Here is a 20,925-nt window from a genome sequence, read left to right as displayed (position 1 = left end):
CCACAGGTCTTTGTTTTATTGGTAATAAGTTTGTTAACGCATGACGTTTAATTTGACACAAGGATCCAGATGACAAAGATTACCTGTGAAACTGCAGCGCAAATACTTTTAGGAGAGGGTTTTCAATGATTAATGTCGGCATAGATGTTTCCCAAAAGAAGCATGATATTTGTATTATAGATTCTAATGGAACAATTCTCAAAGAACATCTTACAATAGACAATACTAGAAAAGGATTTAATACACTTTGTAGTGTAATATCAAATCAGGAAGAGGGATCAGCAAAAAGCAACGTACGTATTGCTTTAGAAGATACTGGTCACTACAGTCTTAATCTATTAACTTTTCTTAGAAATGAAGGATATACAGTATTTACCTATAATCCTATTTTGATAAAAGAATTTGCTAAATCAACTACGTTGAGAAAAACGAAAACAGATAAAAAAGATGCCAAATTGATTGTTCGAAAATTAATGAGTGACAACCAAGTAGAAAAGTTTACTGCTGATAAAAAAATGACAGATCTTAAGTTTTTAACCCGCAATAGAACACGACTAAGTCACTATCAATCCGAAGGGAAAATTCAATACGTAAGACTTGTAGACTTAGTATTTCCAGAGCTTTCTGTATACGTTACTTCTTTACACCATTCTTATGTTTATTCGTTACTTAAAAACTATCCTTCGGCTAAAGCTATAGGTAACTCTCATTTGAGTACATTAACATCAACTCTTGCTTCAGCCTCTCAAGGAAAAATAAGGAAGGAAAAGGCCCAAGAAATAAGAAATTTAGCAAAAGACTCCATTGGACAAGTTTCAAAAATTCTCGAGTTAGAAATGACACAAACGATTGAAATAATAGAGTTTTATAATAAAAAAATAAAAAAAGTAGATAAAGAAATCAATTCACTAATGAATGAGATTGCTTCTCCTATTACTTCAATTCCTGGTATTTCTAATCGTTTAGGGAGCGTTATTATTTCTGAGATAAGAAATATCAATAATTTCAAAACGCCTGCACAATTACTTGCTTTTGCAGGTATGGAGCCTTCGGTCCATCAATCCGGGACCCATGATGGAAAAGGTAAAATGGTGAAACGGGGCTCATCTTCTTTACGTTGGGCCTTACATCAAGCCGCTAGACTAGTGGCAATTCATTCTCCATTATTTAAATTATACTTGCAAAAAAAACTAGCAGAAGGAAAACACTATAACGTTGCGTTAACTCATGTAGCAAAAAAACTTGTAAGAGTTATTTTTCATTTGCTAAAATACAATGTTCCTTATATTGAAAAATCTTTAGCCTGAATTTTTTTTTGAAAGATTGTAGGTTTATTTACTATGCACTTTTTTATTAAGATTGAAAATTCGGACTTTTATGATATTTTCTCTTGACTACATATAGTTTGTCTTCAGATTCCGCCTCACGGCGGACACCCTTGACTTTCGCTAACAGTTCCTACTGCCAAGTCTGTAGTGGACTTTCACCATCAAGTTATCGCCCATGCCGGGCGCACCAAAAAAAAGCCTCAAAGTTTTCGAAGAAACTTTGAAGCTTTAAATGATTCCGCTAAACTTACGAAAAACACCTGCAGATTAAAAACAACTAAAGTTAGCTTGCACTGATCAGTGGAATCAATAGTATTACCCTTATGGAAAAATTAGTTGTTGTTGAATAAGTCTCTTGTGTATACTTTTTCTTTGACATCTATTAAATCCTCAGTAAGTCTGTTTGCAACTATAATATCGACTTCTTTTTTAAATGAATCTAAATCATTGTTGACTCTGGATCTGTAGAACGTGCTGTCTTCAAGTACCGGTTCATACACGACCACTTCAATGCCTTTGGCTTTTATGCGTTTCATGATGCCTTGGATAGCACTTTGACGAAAATTATCTGATCCAGCCTTCATTACTAGTCGGTAGATACCGACTTTCCTCGGATTTGTAGCTATGACCTGATCCGAAACAAAGTCCTTTCTTGTACGGTTCGCATCCACAATAGCCCGAATGAGATTATTTGGTATTTGCTCATAGTTCGCTAACAGTTGCTTCGTGTCTTTAGGCAGACAATAACCGCCGTAACCGAATGACGGGTTATTATAGTGTCCACCGATACGTGGATCTAAAGAAACTCCTTTAATGATAGATTGTGTATCTAATCCATGTACTTCAGCATAAGTATCCAGTTCATTAAAGTAAGCAACACGCAAAGCTAAATAAGTATTAGCGAACAGCTTAACAGCCTCTGCTTCAGTCGAATCCATCAGCAAGACCGAAATATCCTTGTCTACCGCCCCTTCGACCAGTAAATCAGCAAATCTTTGAGCAGCCTCCGATTTTCTTCCAACAATTATGCGGCTTGGGTGTAAATTATCGTATAATGCATTCCCTTCTCGAAGAAATTCAGGCGAGAATATAATGTTTTGGGTATTATATTTTTCACAGACACTTTTGGTATAGCCTACAGGGACTGTCGATTTGATGATCATCGTCGCCTCTGGTGCATATTTAAGTACTTCTTCAATAACAGATTCCACAAGCGAGGTGTCGAAATAATTCGTTTTTGTATCGTAATTTGTTGGTGCAGCAATGACGACAAATTCAGGATTATGTATGTATGCCTCATTCTTGTCGGTCGTCGCAATAAGATCCAGTTCCTTGTTCTCTAAAAAATCTGAAATATACTCGTCTACAATAGGTGATTTTTTATTATTTACCATGTCCACTTTTTCTTTGATTACATCGATTGCTGTAACCGTATGATTCTGTGCCAGCAAGATTGCATTTGACAAGCCAACGTATCCCATTCCTACAACTGTAATATTCATAACCACTCTCCTTCTAATACTTCTACCATTATAGTGAATTGTTGCCATTGTCACAATAGTAACATAAAAGAGCATAGAATTTTATGCTCTTTTATGTTCAATTATTATAATTCCAGTTCTGATTTAAGATGTGTATGAACTCGGTTTATTTCATCATCTGGTATCATTTCATAATAAACACCACTAATCATCTTACCTGTGCCGGACAACTGTACTTGTTCAATGTTAGAAACAGCCCCACGATATTTATTGAACATATCAACCATATCATCAAAAGACATGTTAGTTTTCATTGAATTGCTCATGGTTCCCAATATAGCACTATAATTACGTATAGAATCTACAGATGCAATACTATTCATTGTACTTTCAATAACCTGACGCTGTCTATGCTGACGTCCATAATCTCCGTTTGGATCATCGTAGCGCATTCTGGAATAAGATAATGCTTGAGAACCACTCATATGAGTCGGTTGGCCTTCTACAAAACTGTTTCCACTGTGGCTGAAAGATAGAGGCGGTGTAATCGTAATGCCACCGACCGCATCAATAATTTGCTGCATACTTTCCATGTTAACAGATACGTAGTAATCAACGGGTACATCGAGAAGATTTTGAACAGTATTTACAGCCATGCTGGTTCCACCAAAAGCGTAAGCATGGTTGATCTTATCTTTAAATCCTCTGCCTATAATTTCTGTATACGTATCGCGTGGAATACTTACGATACTTGTTTTTTCAGTATTGGGATTAATTGTCAGCAGCATCATAGTATCTGAACGACCCTGAGCATCTCTACCAAAATCTCCTTGATCGACACCCATTATAAGAACTGAGAAAGGATCTTCTCCATCATCCACAACAACTGGCTTAGTTTCACGGCTGACATGCTGCTCCTGACCTTCTACATCTTCATACATCTCATCTGTTGTGCTCTGCAGATCATCCCAGACCTGCCAGGCCACATAGCCGCCTGCTAGAGTTAGTATCAGCATAAAAAATAAAACTACACTTAAAACAATCTTGACTACTGACTTTTTCTTTGTTGGCTTGTTTCTATTCGCACGTGTTTGGTTCGGCATGGTTCTCCAACTCTCTCGTTTATAAAATTCTTCTTACATTATAACAGAATTTCATCTGAATTAACTCTATACTTTGTGACTTTTTTATTAATTTTGCTGAGAAAACTTAAACTCTCTTAGCGCATCTTTCCAATGAGGAATTGCAAACCCAGTATCTTTTGATTTTGACAAGTCCAGAACAGAGTGCATAGGACGTTTAGCTTTTTGTGGATACTGATTGGAGTTTATCGGTTTGATATTAACTGACTCATTCTTAAGTATCGCTTCTGCAAACTCATACCAGGAACAGGTCCCTTCGTTCGATAAGTGGTATGTGCCATAGTCCTGCTCAGTTTCTGCCAGATGCACCATAAATTCAGTTAATGTCCGTGTCCAGGTCGGTCGACCGATCTGATCACTGATGATTGTCAATTCGTCTCTATCTTTTGCCAGCTTTTTCATTGTGTAGACAAAATTAGACCCGAACTCGCCAAACACCCATGACGTGCGGATAATATAATACTCTTTCAATAATTCTTGAACGACTTTTTCCCCTGCAAGTTTTGCTTTGCCGTATTCATTGATCGGGTTTGGCTGATCGTCCACTCTGTACATCTCTTCTGATTTTCCGTCAAATACATAATCTGTGCTGATATAAACGAACAGTATGTTCTGCTCTTTACATACCTCTGCGACATTTCGCGTTCCTTCAACATTAACTGCCCAGTTCAATTCTGTTTCTTCTTCAGCCTTATCAACTGCTGTATAGGCTGCACAGTGAAATACGACAGTGGGTTTGTCGTTACTTATTATTTCCTCAACTCTATCTTTATCCAGAATATCCATTTCCGAAGATCCGTAAGCTGTATATGGTATTTCTTTTTCTGTAAGATACTTTTGAAGCTCCTGCCCGAGCTGCCCCGTTGCCCCAGTAATCAATGCTTTCATATCCCATACCTTCTTTCTATTTATATGTAAAAAAGAGCCGCGTTACGCTGACTCTTTTTTGATTCTTACAACTGTGCTCTTTCTTTTAGTGGACGCCACCAGTCTTCGTTTTTCTGATACCAGTCGATCGTTTCTTCGATACCTGTATCAAAGGTATACTCCGGCTTCCAACCCAGTTCATTCTCCAGTTTCGTTGGATCGATCGCATAGCGTCTGTCATGGCCTAAGCGGTCGTCTACATATGTGATAAGATTTTTGGACACGTTAAGCTTATCAACAATCAGATTAACAATATCATTATTAGTCCGCTCGTTATGTCCACCCACGTTATACACTTCACCGCTCTTACCATTTTTCATGACCAGATAAATTGCCTGGCAGTGATCCTTGACATGCAGCCAGTCTCTGATATTCTCGCCATCACCATAGATAGGCAGCTGCTTCCCATCCATCGCATTGGTGATCATTAAAGGTATTAGCTTTTCAGGGAAATGATACGGGCCATAGTTATTCGAACATCGCGTGATATTAACAGCCATTCCATAGGTTTCATGGTACGAACGAACGAGCATGTCCGCACTTGCCTTACTTGCTGAATAAGGGCTGTTCGGCGCCAAAGGAGTTTCTTCAGTGAAATAGCCTTCTGGTCCCAGGCTTCCGTATACTTCATCTGTTGAGACCTGGACAAATTTTTCAATACAGAACTGTTTGGCACAGTTTAAAAGATTGAGGGTCCCTTTAACATTGGTTTCGATAAACACATCAGGATTCAGAATACTTCTATCTACATGTGATTCAGCAGCGAAATTAACGATGTGTGTAATTCTATGTTCTTTGATCAAGTGATTGACTAATTCAGTATTCGTGATATTTCCTTTAACAAAATGATACCGGTCATTCTGTTCGATATCTGCCAGATTATGGACATTCCCGGCATAAGTGAGCAAATCCAAGTTAACTACATTCGCTTCTTTTTCATTTTCTAAAATGTAGTGCACGAAGTTACTGCCGATGAATCCCGCTCCCCCTGTTACAAGTATATTCATTATGCTTTGTCCTCCCATACAAACGGATTGTTCCATTCGTCTAATGTCGGATGCTGTTTATCTTTATCCGATAAGATTGCCTTTTCGCTGTCGATCGTCCAGTCGATACCAAGTGACGGATCATTGAACATGATTCCGCCGTCATGTTCAGCAGAATATGTTTCATCCACTTTGTACTGTACGTTACAGTTAGGTGTCAGTGTCACGAAGCCATGGGCAAATCCTTTTGGAACGAGTAATTGCCGGTGATTGAATTCACTTAGTATAAATCCTTCCCACTCTTTGTATGTCGGAGAGCCTTTTCTCAGGTCCACTATGACGTCATAAATCACACCTGTCGTTGCACGGATCAGTTTTGTCTGAGATTTAGGTGGCACTTGAAAATGCAGTCCTCTCAAGACTCCCGGTTCAACTGACAGGGAGTGATTGTCCTGAATAAAGGAATTTTCTATACCATGTTCAATAAAACGCTCTTGATTATAACTTTCTGTAAAGAAGCCTCGATGATCACCGTAGACATCCGTCTCAATGATCATTGCATCTTTTAGCGTTGTTTCGATAACTTTCATTAGTCTCTCCTTTACTCCTCGTCAACCAGACGCAGCAGGTACTGTCCATACTCGTTTTTCTTTAATGGCTGTGCCAGCTCTTTTAACTGTTCGGAGCTGATGTACCCCATGCGCCAGGCGATCTCTTCAAGACAGGCGATTTTCATGTTCTGACGTTTCTCGACCGTTTCGATAAACTGACCGGCTTCAAGCAGGGATTCATGCGTTCCAGTATCCAGCCAGGCGAAGCCACGGCCGAGAAGTTCTACCTCAAGTTCTCCCATATCGAGATAAGCCTGATTGATATCTGTGATCTCCAGCTCACCGCGTTCAGATGGTTTGATCTGCTTGGCTATTTCTACAACTTGATTATCATAGAAATACAGTCCTGTGACAGCATATGAACTTTTAGGTTTTTCAGGTTTTTCTTCGATCGATACCGCCTGTTTATTATCATCAAATTCAACGACCCCAAAGCGTTCAGGATCAGACACATGATAACCGAATACCGTGGCCCCTTTTTCTTTTGCTGCCGCACGCTGCAGCATCTTAGATAACCCGCCACCGTAATAAATATTGTCTCCTAAAACTAAGCAGACAGGCTCATCCTGAATGAAGTCTTCTCCAATAATGAACGCCTGAGCCAAGCCTTCCGGTTTCTCCTGAACAGCATACTCTAAAGAGAGGCCTAAATCAGAGCCATCCCCTAGAAGTTCTTCAAAGCGAGGAGTATCCTCTGGTGTTGAAATAATCAATACTTCCTTTATTCCTGCCAGCATTAAGACCGATAAGGGATAATAGATCATGGGTTTATCATATATCGGCATGAGCTGTTTGGATACAGCTTTCGTTAAGGGGTACAGACGTGTGCCGCTGCCCCCTGCAAGAATGATACCTTTCATAGAGTTATATCCTTTCTGTGTGTCACGTTTATTTATTCCATTAGGTCTAATTTTAATATACTGAAAGTACTTTGACAACTTATTTTCTTGTAAAGACTTTCATGATAATAGAAACACAGCTCTTAAAAGAAAAGAGCAGAAAGCCAACTGCCCACTACTCTTCACTCTTATTTTGCTGTCATTAATTCTTTCATTCCAATATACGTTCTCTTGACATCTGATTTTTTGAACAGCAGATAAACAAGGTAACTTACACCATAAATCGCTACTGTCCACCAGGAATCAATATACCACCCCGACAGGATGAAAATCACAGTCAGTGCGATTTCCAGGATAAAATCCTTAGTCAAGCTGATATTCAGTTTACTTGACAAGAATACTTCTGCAATAATAGCCCGTACCATCTGTCCTAATAAAATGGTCAAGACAGCGAGGTTTAAATTATGCCAGACAACTGTTGTGAATATGGTGAACACAGCACTCACTGCAACGGTTATAGCATTTAAGTGCAGCATCTTTTTCTCGTAACGCAGAGTCTTCAAATACGTATTGATAAGCAGTGTGATTCTTCCTTCATAAATAACCATAGGGAACAAGAGAGCCATGTATAGCAGTGATTCTGAATATTCCGGCAGCCAGGCAGAAAGAATGACTCTGGCCGGATAATAGAAAATCAGGAAGGACAGTGACACGATCATCAGAAAGTTCCGCATGACTTCATATATATTGGGAAGCTTTTCTCTACTCGTCCGCCGAAGGATCGGATAGACGACGACGCCGATACCAGTAATAAAGACCATCATGAAATGTGAGATACTTAGCGTCAAGGATACACGACCAAATGTCTCCACATCCCATGCCCGTTCGATCCCGAACCGGACGATACCGATAATCAGTTTACTCGCCAGATTGGCCAGCATGAGTTTGATCCCTACATTGATGTTATTCCATGTTTCTTTTAAATCCAGTGAAAAATTAGAGAATCGCTGAAATACAAACTCTTTACAGACATACATGCCATAAACTAATGAGACTACTTTTGATAGTATATCAGCAGCAATCATTAAATGATAATCTCTGCTTCCGAGTAATAATAACAGGAGTACGGTAGCTATAAACAGGATACGGTCAGTGACCATGATCGCTGCATACTTTTTGATCCGGTTGGTGGCCTGCAGCGTAAATAAAAACATATATCGTACGTTTAATATGACCATATCGAGTGCGATCATACGTAAGATGAATATGCGGTCTGGACCGTCTGCAAAGAAGCCGGCGGATAAAGCGACAACGGCAGCAAAAGCCAGCTGCATGATACCCAGCTGGATAAACTGGGAGAAAAACTTCGGTTTATCAAGGGACTCATAATCTTCTCCACCATATCTTAAGTAGATACCATCATTCCATCCAAAATGGAAAAAACCCACATACGTGGAATAAAACATATACAGCTGCCAGTAACCATAGTCCTGCACTCCGATCAACTTGGGTACGATAAGGGTGACTAGTGTCGATACCAGCAGCGTGATGAGGTTTGAAGAAAAGGTATAAGAGAAATTCTTCAAAAAATTTAAAACTTTACTATTCATAACTATCCTTCTATCTATAAGAGGTTTTCAAAAAAGAAAGGAATCAGTAACCTTCCCGGGGCGATACGGTGAACCAAATCTAAAAACAGCCAGACAAAAACAGATCCCAAAACCATTGCATTAAACAGTATATTGGGCGTGCGTCTGATGATGTGCTGAGAAGCTTTCGCACAGACAACATAGGTGATCAGAAGCAGACTGCGCATCAGTCGGTAAAATTGAACGTTTACTAGATATAATGGGAAAATCATAAGCATACTGACATTGATCCAGAATATGATGTTTGAAACAGTCAATTCACGTCTAATCGTTCGCTCTTCGAAAAACTCCGGATCATTCGGCAATGCATTCAGTTCCCTCCCATAATACTTATTATGGATGATCTTCCTGGACCAGAAAGCTAAAAATACACTGGATCCGTGCATAATAGTGGGGATCAGAAACCCAAAATTCGTTCGTGTGGTCAAATACGTTTCGATATCTTCATTATTTACAGCATCGATAATCAACTGTTGAAAAGGTATCTCATTCCCATTTAGTAGTATGATCAGACTCAGCATCAGTGCGGCAATGACTAAACGTTTGATCCATTTGTTATGCTGTTTTCCATTTACCAGTAAAAGTGGTGCATAAAACACAAAAGAATAATGGAAACTGATGGAGATCAGCCAGACGAGGAAAAATTTCAGTTTATCTTTCCATAGTGACGTTTCAAGAAAATGCAGGCCACTCAGCAAGACAGTGAGTGCGATCCAGTTTCTGTATTGTTCAGAATCAATAATAATTGCATACAACATGTATAGAACGAGTATGTAATTGACGTTGACCTGATACCGTTTGATGACGTACTTATAAAGCAGACCAATACATGCTGCAATAACGATCAGTCTGAACAGCGGGAAAGGGATTCCCAAAAAATTTCCAATGGTTATTAGTATTGCATAGCCAACCTGATTGCCGTGCAGTAATCCCCGGTCCAGCACAGAGTAGTAGTTTCTGTAATAATTATCATAGTCCGCCTGGAATGAATAGAAAGGCCCGGCCCCTGACATTATAAAGAAAATAAAAAGCAATGTCAGAACGACCAGGATCTGGTTCGATCGTTTTTTTAATGCGTAATAGCCATTGGTCAGAACGACTGTTAAATATAGAAGTAATGTCATTCATTCCCCTCCATTCCATACAAAACTGACATTATTGCTTCATTAAATTGTCCAGTACATTTCTCAAGTGTGTCGATGATGTTCCTTTTGTGTAAGGGAAATACATGACATCAATATTTTTTTTATTGAATTCTTCTTCGTATCTGTTCCACTTTGGCGTGCCTTTCCAGTCGTCACCTTTAAATATACGATTAAAGGTAATGGCTTCGGCCGCTTTCAGTTTGTCTGTATCATTCTCAGGGACCACTTCATCAACATACCGAATAGCTTTTACGATTTCCGCACGTTCTTCATAAGGGATGATCGGTTTTTTCTTTTTTACACGTTCTACTTCTTCATCCGTTGTGACACCGACAATAAGATAATCACAGTTTTCACGTGCTTTTTTTATCACATTCAAATGTCCGATATGAAACAGATCAAATACTCCTGTCGTATATCCTACAATTTTCGTCATACGTCTCACGACCTTTCTGTCTATATGAAAACGATCCTTCTACCACTTTTCATTATTAAGCATAAACTGGCCTTTTAGGATAACATAAGCTAACATCATCCAGTTATTACTGAATGCCAGTGAAAAAGGTAAATGCTTGCGTTTTATCTTTGCCAGCTCTTTTTTTGTTTCTTTGTCTAAATAGTAGTTCAAATGCTCGTTCTTTTTAACTGTATTAAGGAAACTGACCTTTTCTTTAACTGTCATCGGATTATCCCGATGAAACAGCTGCTGTGTATACATGTTCATGATCAGCTTGTTTATTTCAATAATGATCCTTGCTTTGACTTCAGGTGTTTTTTCCATTCTATCAAATATCTCTGCCTCTGATCTTGACGCCAGCATCATAGACTCGATTTTGTTTTCATTGAATTTTCTCGATGTTGACGAAGCATCTCTTCTATAGTGTATATAATAGGCTTTGGGATTTACTGCTATCGTTTTCGCAGCCATGAAATAACGGTATGAAAAATCAGCATCTTCACTGCCATAACGCATAAACTCATTGAAGAAAATGTTTTCCTCTTTGATTAAAGCTAGACGATAGATCCCATTCCATACGTTCATCAACAGACCTTTAGACTTCATATAGAAATAATGATCCATTTTAGTCTGTTCGTTAAAGCCGGACGCTTTTTTTAAAGGCGTTTCTTTTTCTCTTAATACCTTATCGTTTGAATCGACATCAATGAGTTTTCTTCCGAATTTCACCATATCAGCCTCTGTTTTTTTTGCAATTGAATAATTATCTTCAATAAGTGTTGTTAAAAAGAAATCATCATTGTCACAGAAAGCCACATATTCACCTTCCGCCTCACTCATTCCTCTGTTTCGAGCACCACAGATCCCTAAGTTTTTCTCAAGATGTATAACCTTAATACGGTCATCTTCATTTTTTAACTGGTCACAGATCTCAGCGCTGTTATCTGTCGACTGATCATTAACCAGTATGATTTCAATGTCTGTCATTGTCTGTTTTCTAATTGAGCCGACTGCTTCTGTTAAATACTGTTCCCCGTTATAAACAGGGACGATCACACTCACTTTTGGCATATCACTATTCCTTTTTATATATAATTTACAGCTAAATTCCAGTATACTCTTTTACTTTCATCCATACATCCTGTGTGGCATGTCCGGATTCAAAACTTCCCTGGTTGATATGATGTCTGTCTACTGCTTCTTCGTACTGCACTTGATCAAACTCGATGATTTCCCATTCAAATTCCTCGTTGGTTTTAGCAATCGGAAATGGCCATTCACTCGGTGGTGTGAAGAATGAGCGGTCTTTTTCATATTCCTCCATATCAGGTGCGAAAACGAAACAAGGTTTTTTCGTCAAGGAAAAATCCCACATGACTGATGAGTAATCCGTTATCAGTACATCCGTCGCCAGCATCAGTTCCTGCATGTCGTCATATCCGGATACATTTACTGCGTTCTTATATTCCATTTTTTCATTCAGATAGTAATGCATACGCGTGAATACGACCCATTCCCCTCCGAATTTTGTTTGTAGAGCATTGACTAATTTTTTCATATCCAGATGTTCGTATGAAGACTCATCATCCTCTTTGCTTCTATATGTCGGTGCATATAAGACGATGTTTGTATCCATATCCAGATCATAGAATTTTTTGACTTTATTTTTGATTTCTTCCGATCCTTTTAAAAGGATATCATTTCTCGGCATACCGATATTATAGAATTTGTCTTTGCTGATCAGATGATTATCCGATTTCGTATCCGTCACCTTTTGGCTGCTTGAAATGAAAAACTCGATTTCATCCGCTATCAGTTTCAGTTTTTTAATCTGCAGTGGGCTCTTGTCATAAGAAAGTCCTGTTTTCTTATACGCTCCCCCCCCGTGCCAGGTCTCTATATACTTCTGTTTTTTTCTGAGAGGAATGTAGGTCGGGATTGAGGCATTAGATATCACCACTTTAGATGTCAGGAAATGGTAATAGAAAGACAGACCTTTGTTATCTACCAGTGATGTATTATCATAATCTTTCAACTCATCATTCTTCTCATCTTCAATCACCCAGATATGTTCCAGCTCACTGGTTTCATCTTGAATATACTGAAAGATATATTTCGGGTTACAATTAAATTTTTTGCCGCCATATGACATATACAAGACTTTATTGTTCTTTATCGGGAAAAGATAAAATACTTTCAGGATCATTCGAAAAATTATGATTGACAAATATTTCATTTCGATACTATTCTCCTAACTTTCTTTTGTTAATAGATTAGTGACGTATCTGTTATACCAGGAAGCAATCTCAGCGATGTCATAATGTGCTTCTTTTAGATCCTCTAATGTCACTCGGCTCTTTCTTTCGAGATTCGCTGCCTTTTCAATCTGCTTTACCCAAACGCTATCCGGCTCATCGAGGTTTACCGAAGTGACCAGTTTCGTATAAACAGCTTCATCGGGAACGGTATCGGATACGACACAAGGCAAACTACTGGCCTGTGCTTCAACGACTGCTATACCCAGCCCTTCATATTTTGATGGGAAGAGGAAAACGTCCATTGCCTGCAAAAGTTCATGGGCATCATTTCTGGAGCCCATAAATAATACATGATCAGAGAGATTCAATTCTTCTGTTTTCTCTTTTATCTGCTCAGAAAGTTCTCCGTCACCTATCAGCATAAGTTTTGCATGAGGAATGACTTCATGTATCGAACTAAAGAGTTCCAGCAATCTTATATGATTTTTTGACTCATGAAACCTTCCTAAATGCCCTATAACCAGATGGTCATTCAAAGCCAGTTTATTTCTCCATTGATTTCTGATTTCTTCATTATAAATATACTTCTGTCCTTCTATCGCGTTGTTCATAACATGGAAATTAGGCTGTTCCACGACCTCGTCGCCAAACAGCCACAGTCCAGCTTCATTGGAACAGGCTAAAAACTGATCCGCCGTCTTCCGGATTCTTTTCTGCATCAGTGTCTTGACAAACCCAGAAACGCCTGATCCAGAAGAAATACTGTGACTGTGCGCAATAGTTTTCAGTCCATGGGAGTCGGCTATGGCCAAATAAATATTGGCTGTGCTTCTCACATGTCCGTGGATGATATCATATTCAGGATGGGCGTCGAAAAATGACCGCCAGGCTTTTTTATATGCTAGATGATTTTTACCATTGTACTGCGGAACCCGATATATCTTAGCACCTAACTCTTTTGCTTCTTTTTCGTAGGCACCTTCTTTCTCAGAATGTACCACAAAATCAAAGACCACCTGACTACGGTCAATGTGGCGAAAAGTATTCATTACCAATGACTCTGTTCCGCCGAAATCAAAGTAACCGAGTACATGCAAGACGCGAACAGGCTTCTTATTCACTATAAATTCTCCTTGTACCAATCGATAGCTTCTTCTATGCCTTTTTCAAAGCTCCAGTCGGGACTGTATCCAAACATTTCTTTTGCTTTAGAAATATCTGCATTGCTGTGCTTTATGTCGCCGGCACGTTCCGGTCCAAACTCAGGTTCGATCGATTTCCCTAGTGCATCTGTCAAGTTGTGATAGATATCGATGAGATATTCTCTACCTCCAAAGGCGATATTAAAAGCTTCTCCAGCCGCAGAACTTGGTGCCTGACAGGCTTTCAAGTTCGCTTCGATAACATTCTCGATATATGTGAAATCCCGGCTCTGCTTGCCGTCACCATTGATCGTCGGCTGTTCATCATTGATCAGCTGTTTCAGGAATTTCGGGATAACCGCTGCATAAGCACCATCAGGATCCTGACGTCGTCCGAATACGTTGAAATATCTTAGACCATACGTGTCCAGACCATAGAGTGAATGGTAAAGTCGTGCGTACTCTTCATCCACCTTTTTAGTCAGTGCATAAGGTGAAAGGACTTTCCCCTCTCTACCTTCTCTTTTAGGAAGGGTCGGTTCGTCACCGTAAACAGAAGAGCTGGATGCATATACAAATTTCTTTACACTGTTTCTGACAGCAGCTTCCATCATATTGATTGTTCCCTGAACGTTCACTTTTTCATAATGCTGAGGCATTTCGATACTTCTTGGTACACTTCCCCAAGCGGCCTGGTGTAGAATGAAATCCACATCTTCCGTTGCACTTAGGCATGTTTCAAAGTCCGTAATGTCCCCTTTGATAAACGTGAAGCGTTCGTTCTCCAGAAAAGGATCGATGTTTTCTTTATGTCCATTTGATAAATCATCCAGACAGCGCACTGAATATCCTCTATCGAGTAAAGCTTCGATCAGATTGGACCCTATAAACCCGGCCCCACCTGTTACTAAAAACACACTGTCTTTTTCAAATTGAATGTCACTATATCCCATGAATGAAACTCCTTCTATTATAATCTCCAGTAATTGTAGCCAGACGCCAGATATCTTTTCTTATCCAAAATACTTTTCACATCGACTAATACCCTCTGTTCGTTTGGTACATCTTTATAAAATGATTCAAGCTGTTCAAACGACAGGCTCATGAACTCTTCATGCCCCACCGCTACGATCAAGGCATCCATATCTTTTAAATCTTCCATCGTATTCAGTTTCAATCCATATACTTCTTTTAATTCATTCTCATCTGCAACAGGGTCGACAATCAAAGGCTGCACCCCATATTCTTTCAGTTCTTCAACAATATCGATGACTCGCGTATTTCGTGTGTCTGGTGTATTTTCTTTGAAGGTAAAGCCTAGAATACCCACTCGTGCTGTCTTGACTGGGACATTTGCTTTAATTAATTTCTTCACTAGATTTTCGACAACATAATGACCCATTTCATCATTGATCTGTCTGCCGGCTAGAATGATACGTGAATGATAGCCGACTTGTTCCGCTTTATAAGTCAGGTAATATGGATCGACCCCGATACAGTGGCCCCCTACCAGGCCCGGAGAGAAGTTGAGGAAGTTCCACTTTGTTCCAGCTGCTTTAAGTACTGCTTTTGTATCAATATCGAGCTTATTGAAAATAATGGATAACTCATTCATAAAAGCAATATTGATATCCCGCTGAGAGTTCTCAATTACTTTAGCTGCTTCAGCTACTTTAATCGATTCCGCTTTATAAACTCCGGCTTCAACAACGAGTTCGTATACTTTAGAGATAATATCCAGTGACTCATCATCCTGACCAGATACGACTTTAACGATCGTTTCTAAGCGGTGCACCTTGTCGCCTGGGTTGATCCGCTCAGGTGAAAAACCGACTTTAAAGTCCACTCCGGCTTTGAGACCAGATTCTTCTTCTAGAATCGGGATACAGATGTCTTCCGTTACACCAGGATAAACCGTTGATTCATAAACGACGATCGATCCTTTAGTCAGTTGCTTACCGAGAGTGTGACTTGCCGATTCAACCGGTTTAAGATTTGGCGTATGATCGTCATTGACGGGAGTAGGTACCGCTACGATATGAAATTTTGCTTCTTTCAAGCGTTCAGCATCCGAAGTGAAGTCGACTGTTGTTTTTGAAATGACGTCGTCTCCAACTTCTTTCGTCGGATCGATCCCTTTTTTATAAAGGGCTACTTTTTCCTTACTGATATCAAATCCAAGAACTTCTGCTTTTTTTGCAAATGCCACGGCAATCGGCATACCGACATAACCCAATCCAATTAAAGATATTTTTGCTTCTTTATTCACTATTTCATCGTAAAGAGTCATTTTATCATCTTCCAATCTTTTCAATTATTTTGATATACATATTTAATATAATAATTCTGTCAAATTCATTTTCCATCTTCTGACGTCCAACCCGACCCATATCTCTTTTAAGATTATAAGGGAGCTCAATGAATTGTTCAATAGTTTTGATGAGCGATCCCGTATCTCTGGCTTCAAAGCCAAAACCCGTACGATTTTCGTCAAACGTTTCCTGACAGCCCGGTACGTTTGAAGCAAGTATAGGTCGTCCTGCTGCAGCTGATTCAAGCAATACATTGGCCATCCCTTCATGGTAGGATGGAAGAACAGTTGCATGAGAAGATCTGATATAAGGTCTTACATCGGACTGTCTGCCTAAGTATTCGATCGTCCCTTCTTTATCTGCAGCTTTTACTTTTGCTATATCTTCTTCCAGATTACCGTGTCCGATCACTCTAAAAGTAACAGTCGGATATTTCTTTTTAACGGCACGTGCCGCTTCCAGTAATTCAAAGATCCCTTTATCTTTCATGATCCTTCCGATGTACAGAAACTGGATCGGTTTGTTTTCATCGGGATACTCTGCAAACGGGTGACGCTCCAGACTCACCCCAGACCCTGGTGTCATGTGCACGGGTGCATGGATCATATCAAAGTCCTTCAGTTTTTTACGGATAGACTCATTCTGTACAAATAATGCCGTCGCTCCTTTGACACCTATTCTATACAGTTTACTGGCGATCTTTTGGAGGATGCCCGGATTCTCCATTGCTGTTCCCAGACCGGTTATCATCGGTATATAAGGCGTCCTTGTCAGTCTTGCTGCCATCCCTCCGTATATATTCTGTTTGGTGGCGTATGTAAGTACGACATCCGGTTTTTCTTCTTTTAAAATTTTTACGTTGTTTTGAAGCAGTTTCAAGTCAGTGAAAGGATTAACGCTTCGTTCACTGATTTTTATATCGATCAGTTTGACGCCAATGTCTTTGAAGTGCTCGACTTCTTTACCATAAGGTACGACTAAAGACACTTGGTATCCTTCATTAATAAGACCTTCAATAATTTCTTTTCTCAAGTTATACGTATATGCCGGGTGATTAGAAAAAATCAGTACTTTTGTCATCAGATATCCTCCGAAACCTATTATCATTGTCTAAAACAATCTATTCAATTATAAAGGAAACTTACCAATAATGCATTTTTATTGTGCCATTATTATGAAATCTTCAGAAATTCATAACATTTGAAATATCAGCTTCGTTACATGCCAAAAAAATCACTCACTTATAGTCTGTCTATTCCGATCCCAACCTTTGATCAAAGTGGATCTAGACAGTATAAATGAGTGATTATTTTATGACTTTATTTGTGTACTGGAAAAGCTGTTGACCCCCAGTTGTATTGGCTGCTTAACTGCTCAACAAATGTATTGGCCTGACCTTCATAAACAAAGCCTTCCGCATAAATACGGTAATAAGGATTTGTTCTAGTGGACAGTACCTGTTTACTTCCCCATCCATAATGGTTAAAGTAGATTTCGGCACTATTCACATGGTTTGGTGTATTGAACGTTCCAGTTCTTACAGTGTAGTGTGGTGTGTAATTACCTGTTCCAATTATACTTGCACCCCATCCAAGCTCGTGCATGTAAGCAAGACCTTTACGTGCGCTGGATGCTCCATTAAAGAAGCCTGTAAGTATTCTGTATTTCCCATCCGAATCTATTTCAATACTTGCTGAATAACCACTTAAGTTCCTGAAGTTATCAAGAGCGATTTCTGCTCTAGCCTTTGTATTGAAGAATCCTGAGCGTACGCGGTGTCTTTCAGTACCATTTCCTGTGGCGATCATCGATGCACCCCAGCCTTTATCTCTGCGTAACTGATCGATCACTCTTTGAGCACCGGCTTCTCCCAGGAACTCTTCAGTGGATTCGATTCTTCGGTATGAATAAGGTGTTTTATTCGTATCGACTTCCATTCTATAATCCAAAGCATTATTTGCACTGATAAGCTTATTTACTTGGAGCTGAGTGAAAGCTTCTCCTAAGAAGGTTCCTGTACGAACGTAGTAATTTCCTGTGTCGTATTTAGTCAAATCAAAGTTGTCGATGATCCGTTTGATTGCAACATAATAGTTCGGATCTGTCGCATATCCTCGTAATCCCCCATTATCCAGCACATCCCAGACAGAATCGGTTTTGCTTCTCCAAGTTCCAGAATAATAGTCTCTGCTCCAGGAAAGACCATTTCTAAGTAAACTTGCATAACTCTGTAAAGAAGCATCGTAAGAAGGATAATGCCTGAACGGAGCCAAGACATCGACTCTCACACCACCTAAAACCTCCCATGTCCACATCAACACAGATTTACCGTTGTGAGAACCTTTTATACCACTTAAGTTATAATAAGGAGGACTAGCTAATGATGAACGACCATAATTACTTTCATGTGCAGCCTGAGCGATCATCAGTGACGGCCACAACGCTTCTTCGCCCTCCAGATTGGATACTTTTATCGCTTGTGTAGCAATATCATCGATAAACTCTTGCGGTATAGTGTAAACCGGTTCAGCTCCACCTCTATAAAGTCGTGCTTTATCAGCATCAGACAACAGTGCTTCCACGCCTCTGCGTGTTACCGCTAATTCTGTCCCAACTATCAAACTATTGATATTAGAGACATGCCCATTCCATTCTTGTAACTGTCTTGTTTTCAAATTAAACGACGAAGCTATGTCATTGAATGTATCTCCACTAACAACTGTATATATACCGTTTTCTGCTACTCTACCGTCCGAAGAGGAGATGCTCATCATTGTACCGAAAGTACTAAAGAACTCCTCCCCTCCATGCAATAACTCTTCAACTTCAGATGATCTTGAATATGAAACGTCAGCTTCTGTAGAATAAGTTTTAGGGGTATAGCTCGCTTCAGGTATCTCTTCTTTAGCTGCAGTTGCAACTGATTCCAATTGTTGGGACTCAATTTCTGAAGAAGTAGTGAATTCTCTTTCCAGTAGTTCTGTTAGATCATATAATTCGGAGAGGCTGACTTCAGCTGTTACCGATTTATTTTCATTAGAAACAAACTGTAAAAACTCCTGATTTTCAAAGTAACTAATTACTCTTTCATCTACTTCGTTAAAACCTATGTAAGTTGTATTTTCATCCACTTCTAACATGATACTATATGTACCATCAATGAGACCTTCAAGTGCCGCTATTTGTTCCTCAGATAAAGAAGATGAGTCAAAAGTGATGGTTTTCAATTCATTGAAAAGTCTATTTAAACTTTCACCATCACTCTGTGTACTCACTTCAGCTGTCTCGTCAACGCTCTCTGCTAGAGCAATCGTTGTAGTACTGGCAGCACCGAGGATTAGCATACTACTCATGATGATTCCAAACGCTTTATATTTTTTCATTGTGTCCTCCTTAAGTATGTAAAAGTTTGATACTCAAAAAGTATAACACAGAGAAGCGTAATATATAACGTCATTCTGTAAAGAAGTAAAGAAAAGAAGTAATTAATATTCATTTTTTTGTAACAATATTACCTAGAATTGGATTATCTTTATAGGGATGTTATAACCGTTCAATTGAACTCGCTGATTATTATACCAGTCTTTGGATGTCCTGTTTACTTTGGATAAAATAATGATTTCGTCAATATTTCTCAATTCTTCATTTATATTTGAAAAATCTTTATACTTAGAAATGTTGGATTTGAAATGTCCAAATAATTCAGTCCATTCATTTTCAGTTTCTTCATCGTAAAGAAGAATTTTAGTATTAACTAATGGCGTATTGATATTAGTTAGTCCTTTTTGCATCCGTTCTTCTGGACCAACATTTCTTAAATGATTCAGTCGTACCACTTTATCCGTATCTTTACGTACATAGTCATAAAGTGCTGTCACCTGTTTACTCATTATTATTCCAAGCAAAGCAATAATAATTCCAATCACAGTTCCAGCTGCAATACCTATGATCCCAAACAACACTATATCTCTGATGAATGAGCCGATTGAAAAACCAGATTCAACTGTTGTGTCCTCTTCAAAATTAGAATAATCTTCTTCGACCAGTTCAGGTTCATCTTCAACGAAATATACATTTTTATTCTCTAATACAGGTATTACGCCTTCTTCAATAGCATCCATCACGATATAAGCTAATTCTAAACTTTCCTCCTGTGTACCTCTTTGAAAATGTAATTCGTAGACACCGGAGTTAGCCAAATTCTCGATATGAACTGCAAAATCGATATCAGGAGTTAAATCAGCATTTAGATTGTCTTCAATATAATTTAGGACATCGTTATTTCTGAATACTTCTCTCATGAATGTTGTGTTTGTGATTGGTTCGTAATCCTCATGTTCGGCATAAAATGTGATCTTATATGCTTTGGGAAGAAGGTACGCCTGCATTTGTCTTATTTGTGGCTCTGAGAAAAGTTCTACAGGCCACTGAGCGTATTCTTCATATCTTTTCTCACTGATTAGTCTAGGATTTTCAATAGGCGTGGTATCAACAGTTTCAGAGTCATCTAAATCTAAATTTGATAAGACAGCAAATACTATTGCCATAATACTCGTAACTGCGACCGTGCTAATAATGATTTTTATATTATCAACTAAAAATCTGTATAAATCTTTTAATGTCAACTCATCTTTCATTTCGCCACTCC

General features: G+C 38.9%; 18 protein-coding genes. 1 reads left to right on the top strand and 17 read right to left on the bottom strand.

Going from position 1 to position 20,925, the window contains the following annotated elements; all coding sequences use genetic code 11:
- Positions 1-125 precede the first annotated feature (125 nt).
- Positions 126-1,307, top strand: coding sequence for an IS110 family transposase (locus AB4027_RS04530; RefSeq protein ID WP_368646156.1), 1,182 nt, complete (start codon positions 126-128; stop codon positions 1,305-1,307).
- Between the two features lie 353 nt (positions 1,308-1,660).
- Here the strand turns inward: AB4027_RS04530 and AB4027_RS04525 are convergent, their stop codons facing one another.
- The 17 genes from AB4027_RS04525 to AB4027_RS04445 all read right to left on the bottom strand — a co-directional run bounded on the left by AB4027_RS04525 (position 1,661) and on the right by AB4027_RS04445 (position 20,914).
- A complete protein-coding gene (locus AB4027_RS04525) occupies positions 1,661-2,830 on the bottom strand; it encodes a nucleotide sugar dehydrogenase (RefSeq protein ID WP_368646155.1) in 1,170 nt (389 codons plus the stop codon).
- A gap of 104 nt (positions 2,831-2,934) precedes the next feature.
- Positions 2,935-3,912 carry an LCP family protein gene (locus AB4027_RS04520; RefSeq protein ID WP_368646154.1) on the bottom strand — a complete coding sequence of 326 codons (978 nt, stop codon included), beginning with the start codon at positions 3,910-3,912 and terminating at the stop codon, positions 2,935-2,937.
- Between the two features lie 87 nt (positions 3,913-3,999).
- Positions 4,000-4,839: a dTDP-4-dehydrorhamnose reductase gene (gene rfbD, locus AB4027_RS04515; protein ID WP_368646153.1), complete on the bottom strand. Its 840-nt coding sequence runs from the start codon at positions 4,837-4,839 to the stop codon at positions 4,000-4,002.
- A gap of 65 nt (positions 4,840-4,904) precedes the next feature.
- On the bottom strand, positions 4,905-5,885 hold the full coding sequence (gene rfbB, locus AB4027_RS04510) for a dTDP-glucose 4,6-dehydratase (RefSeq protein WP_368646152.1): 981 nt from the start codon (positions 5,883-5,885) through the stop codon (positions 4,905-4,907).
- Positions 5,885-6,454 carry a dTDP-4-dehydrorhamnose 3,5-epimerase gene (gene rfbC / locus AB4027_RS04505; RefSeq protein ID WP_368646151.1) on the bottom strand — a complete coding sequence of 190 codons (570 nt, stop codon included), beginning with the start codon at positions 6,452-6,454 and terminating at the stop codon, positions 5,885-5,887. Before rfbC ends, rfbB begins: the two co-directional genes overlap by 1 nt.
- An 11-nt stretch (positions 6,455-6,465) precedes the next feature.
- Positions 6,466-7,335 carry a glucose-1-phosphate thymidylyltransferase RfbA gene (gene rfbA, locus AB4027_RS04500; protein WP_368646150.1) on the bottom strand — a complete coding sequence of 290 codons (870 nt, stop codon included), beginning with the start codon at positions 7,333-7,335 and terminating at the stop codon, positions 6,466-6,468.
- Between the two features lie 167 nt (positions 7,336-7,502).
- Complete coding sequence (locus AB4027_RS04495) at positions 7,503-8,924, bottom strand: lipopolysaccharide biosynthesis protein (RefSeq protein ID WP_368646149.1); 1,422 nt, start codon at positions 8,922-8,924, stop codon at positions 7,503-7,505.
- 14 nt (positions 8,925-8,938) lie between these two features.
- Positions 8,939-10,087, bottom strand: a complete 1,149-nt coding sequence (locus AB4027_RS04490) for an EpsG family protein (protein ID WP_368646148.1) — start codon at positions 10,085-10,087, stop codon at positions 8,939-8,941.
- 31 nt (positions 10,088-10,118) lie between these two features.
- Positions 10,119-10,544 carry an adenylyltransferase/cytidyltransferase family protein gene (locus AB4027_RS04485; RefSeq protein WP_368646147.1) on the bottom strand — a complete coding sequence of 142 codons (426 nt, stop codon included), beginning with the start codon at positions 10,542-10,544 and terminating at the stop codon, positions 10,119-10,121.
- 39 nt (positions 10,545-10,583) lie between these two features.
- On the bottom strand, positions 10,584-11,636 hold the full coding sequence (locus AB4027_RS04480; RefSeq protein WP_368646146.1) for a glycosyltransferase family 2 protein: 1,053 nt from the start codon (positions 11,634-11,636) through the stop codon (positions 10,584-10,586).
- Positions 11,637-11,667: 31 nt separating this feature from the next.
- A complete protein-coding gene (locus tag AB4027_RS04475) occupies positions 11,668-12,801 on the bottom strand; it encodes a CDP-glycerol glycerophosphotransferase family protein (protein WP_368646145.1) in 1,134 nt (377 codons plus the stop codon).
- A gap of 15 nt (positions 12,802-12,816) precedes the next feature.
- On the bottom strand, positions 12,817-13,944 hold the full coding sequence (locus AB4027_RS04470) for a glycosyltransferase family 1 protein (RefSeq protein ID WP_368646144.1): 1,128 nt from the start codon (positions 13,942-13,944) through the stop codon (positions 12,817-12,819).
- The gene (locus AB4027_RS04465; protein WP_368646143.1) at positions 13,944-14,918 is read right to left on the bottom strand and encodes an SDR family oxidoreductase; all 975 of its coding nucleotides are present in this window, start codon (positions 14,916-14,918) and stop codon (positions 13,944-13,946) included. Before AB4027_RS04465 ends, AB4027_RS04470 begins: the two co-directional genes overlap by 1 nt.
- 17 nt (positions 14,919-14,935) lie before the next feature.
- A complete protein-coding gene (locus AB4027_RS04460) occupies positions 14,936-16,255 on the bottom strand; it encodes a nucleotide sugar dehydrogenase (protein WP_368646142.1) in 1,320 nt (439 codons plus the stop codon).
- Between the two features lie 4 nt (positions 16,256-16,259).
- A complete protein-coding gene (locus AB4027_RS04455) occupies positions 16,260-17,357 on the bottom strand; it encodes a glycosyltransferase family 4 protein (RefSeq protein ID WP_368646141.1) in 1,098 nt (365 codons plus the stop codon).
- Between the two features lie 239 nt (positions 17,358-17,596).
- On the bottom strand, positions 17,597-19,660 hold the full coding sequence (locus AB4027_RS04450) for a glucosaminidase domain-containing protein (protein ID WP_368646140.1): 2,064 nt from the start codon (positions 19,658-19,660) through the stop codon (positions 17,597-17,599).
- A 132-nt stretch (positions 19,661-19,792) separates the two neighbouring features.
- Positions 19,793-20,914: a hypothetical protein gene (locus AB4027_RS04445; protein WP_368646139.1), complete on the bottom strand. Its 1,122-nt coding sequence runs from the start codon at positions 20,912-20,914 to the stop codon at positions 19,793-19,795.
- Positions 20,915-20,925: the final 11 nt, after the last annotated feature.

It is taken from the genome of Alkalibacterium putridalgicola, from assembly GCF_040959045.1.
GTDB classification, from domain to species: domain Bacteria; phylum Bacillota; class Bacilli; order Lactobacillales; family Carnobacteriaceae_A; genus Alkalibacterium; species Alkalibacterium putridalgicola.
The sequence above is the reverse complement of the archived record's forward strand: the minus strand, read 5'-3'. Positions and strand labels throughout refer to the sequence as shown.

What these genes read in the sequence shown, in the direction of transcription:
- AB4027_RS04480 (WP_368646146.1), bottom strand. Translation starts at nt 11,636, where the DNA reads ATGCCAAAAGTGAGTGTGATCGTCCCTGTTTATAACGGGGAACAGTAT.
- AB4027_RS04520 (WP_368646154.1), bottom strand. Translation starts at nt 3,912, where the DNA reads ATGCCGAACCAAACACGTGCGAATAGAAACAAGCCAACAAAGAAAAAG.
- AB4027_RS04525 (WP_368646155.1), bottom strand. Translation starts at nt 2,830, where the DNA reads ATGAATATTACAGTTGTAGGAATGGGATACGTTGGCTTGTCAAATGCA.
- rfbB (WP_368646152.1), bottom strand. Translation starts at nt 5,885, where the DNA reads ATGAATATACTTGTAACAGGGGGAGCGGGATTCATCGGCAGTAACTTC.
- AB4027_RS04455 (WP_368646141.1), bottom strand. Translation starts at nt 17,357, where the DNA reads ATGACAAAAGTACTGATTTTTTCTAATCACCCGGCATATACGTATAAC.
- AB4027_RS04450 (WP_368646140.1), bottom strand. Translation starts at nt 19,660, where the DNA reads ATGAAAAAATATAAAGCGTTTGGAATCATCATGAGTAGTATGCTAATC.
- AB4027_RS04530 (WP_368646156.1), top strand. Translation starts at nt 126, where the DNA reads ATGATTAATGTCGGCATAGATGTTTCCCAAAAGAAGCATGATATTTGT.
- AB4027_RS04460 (WP_368646142.1), bottom strand. Translation starts at nt 16,255, where the DNA reads ATGACTCTTTACGATGAAATAGTGAATAAAGAAGCAAAAATATCTTTA.
- AB4027_RS04490 (WP_368646148.1), bottom strand. Translation starts at nt 10,087, where the DNA reads ATGACATTACTTCTATATTTAACAGTCGTTCTGACCAATGGCTATTAC.
- rfbC (WP_368646151.1), bottom strand. Translation starts at nt 6,454, where the DNA reads ATGAAAGTTATCGAAACAACGCTAAAAGATGCAATGATCATTGAGACG.
- rfbD (WP_368646153.1), bottom strand. Translation starts at nt 4,839, where the DNA reads ATGAAAGCATTGATTACTGGGGCAACGGGGCAGCTCGGGCAGGAGCTT.
- AB4027_RS04475 (WP_368646145.1), bottom strand. Translation starts at nt 12,801, where the DNA reads ATGAAATATTTGTCAATCATAATTTTTCGAATGATCCTGAAAGTATTT.
- AB4027_RS04485 (WP_368646147.1), bottom strand. Translation starts at nt 10,544, where the DNA reads ATGACGAAAATTGTAGGATATACGACAGGAGTATTTGATCTGTTTCAT.
- AB4027_RS04445 (WP_368646139.1), bottom strand. Translation starts at nt 20,914, where the DNA reads ATGAAAGATGAGTTGACATTAAAAGATTTATACAGATTTTTAGTTGAT.
- AB4027_RS04495 (WP_368646149.1), bottom strand. Translation starts at nt 8,924, where the DNA reads ATGAATAGTAAAGTTTTAAATTTTTTGAAGAATTTCTCTTATACCTTT.
- rfbA (WP_368646150.1), bottom strand. Translation starts at nt 7,335, where the DNA reads ATGAAAGGTATCATTCTTGCAGGGGGCAGCGGCACACGTCTGTACCCC.
- AB4027_RS04465 (WP_368646143.1), bottom strand. Translation starts at nt 14,918, where the DNA reads ATGGGATATAGTGACATTCAATTTGAAAAAGACAGTGTGTTTTTAGTA.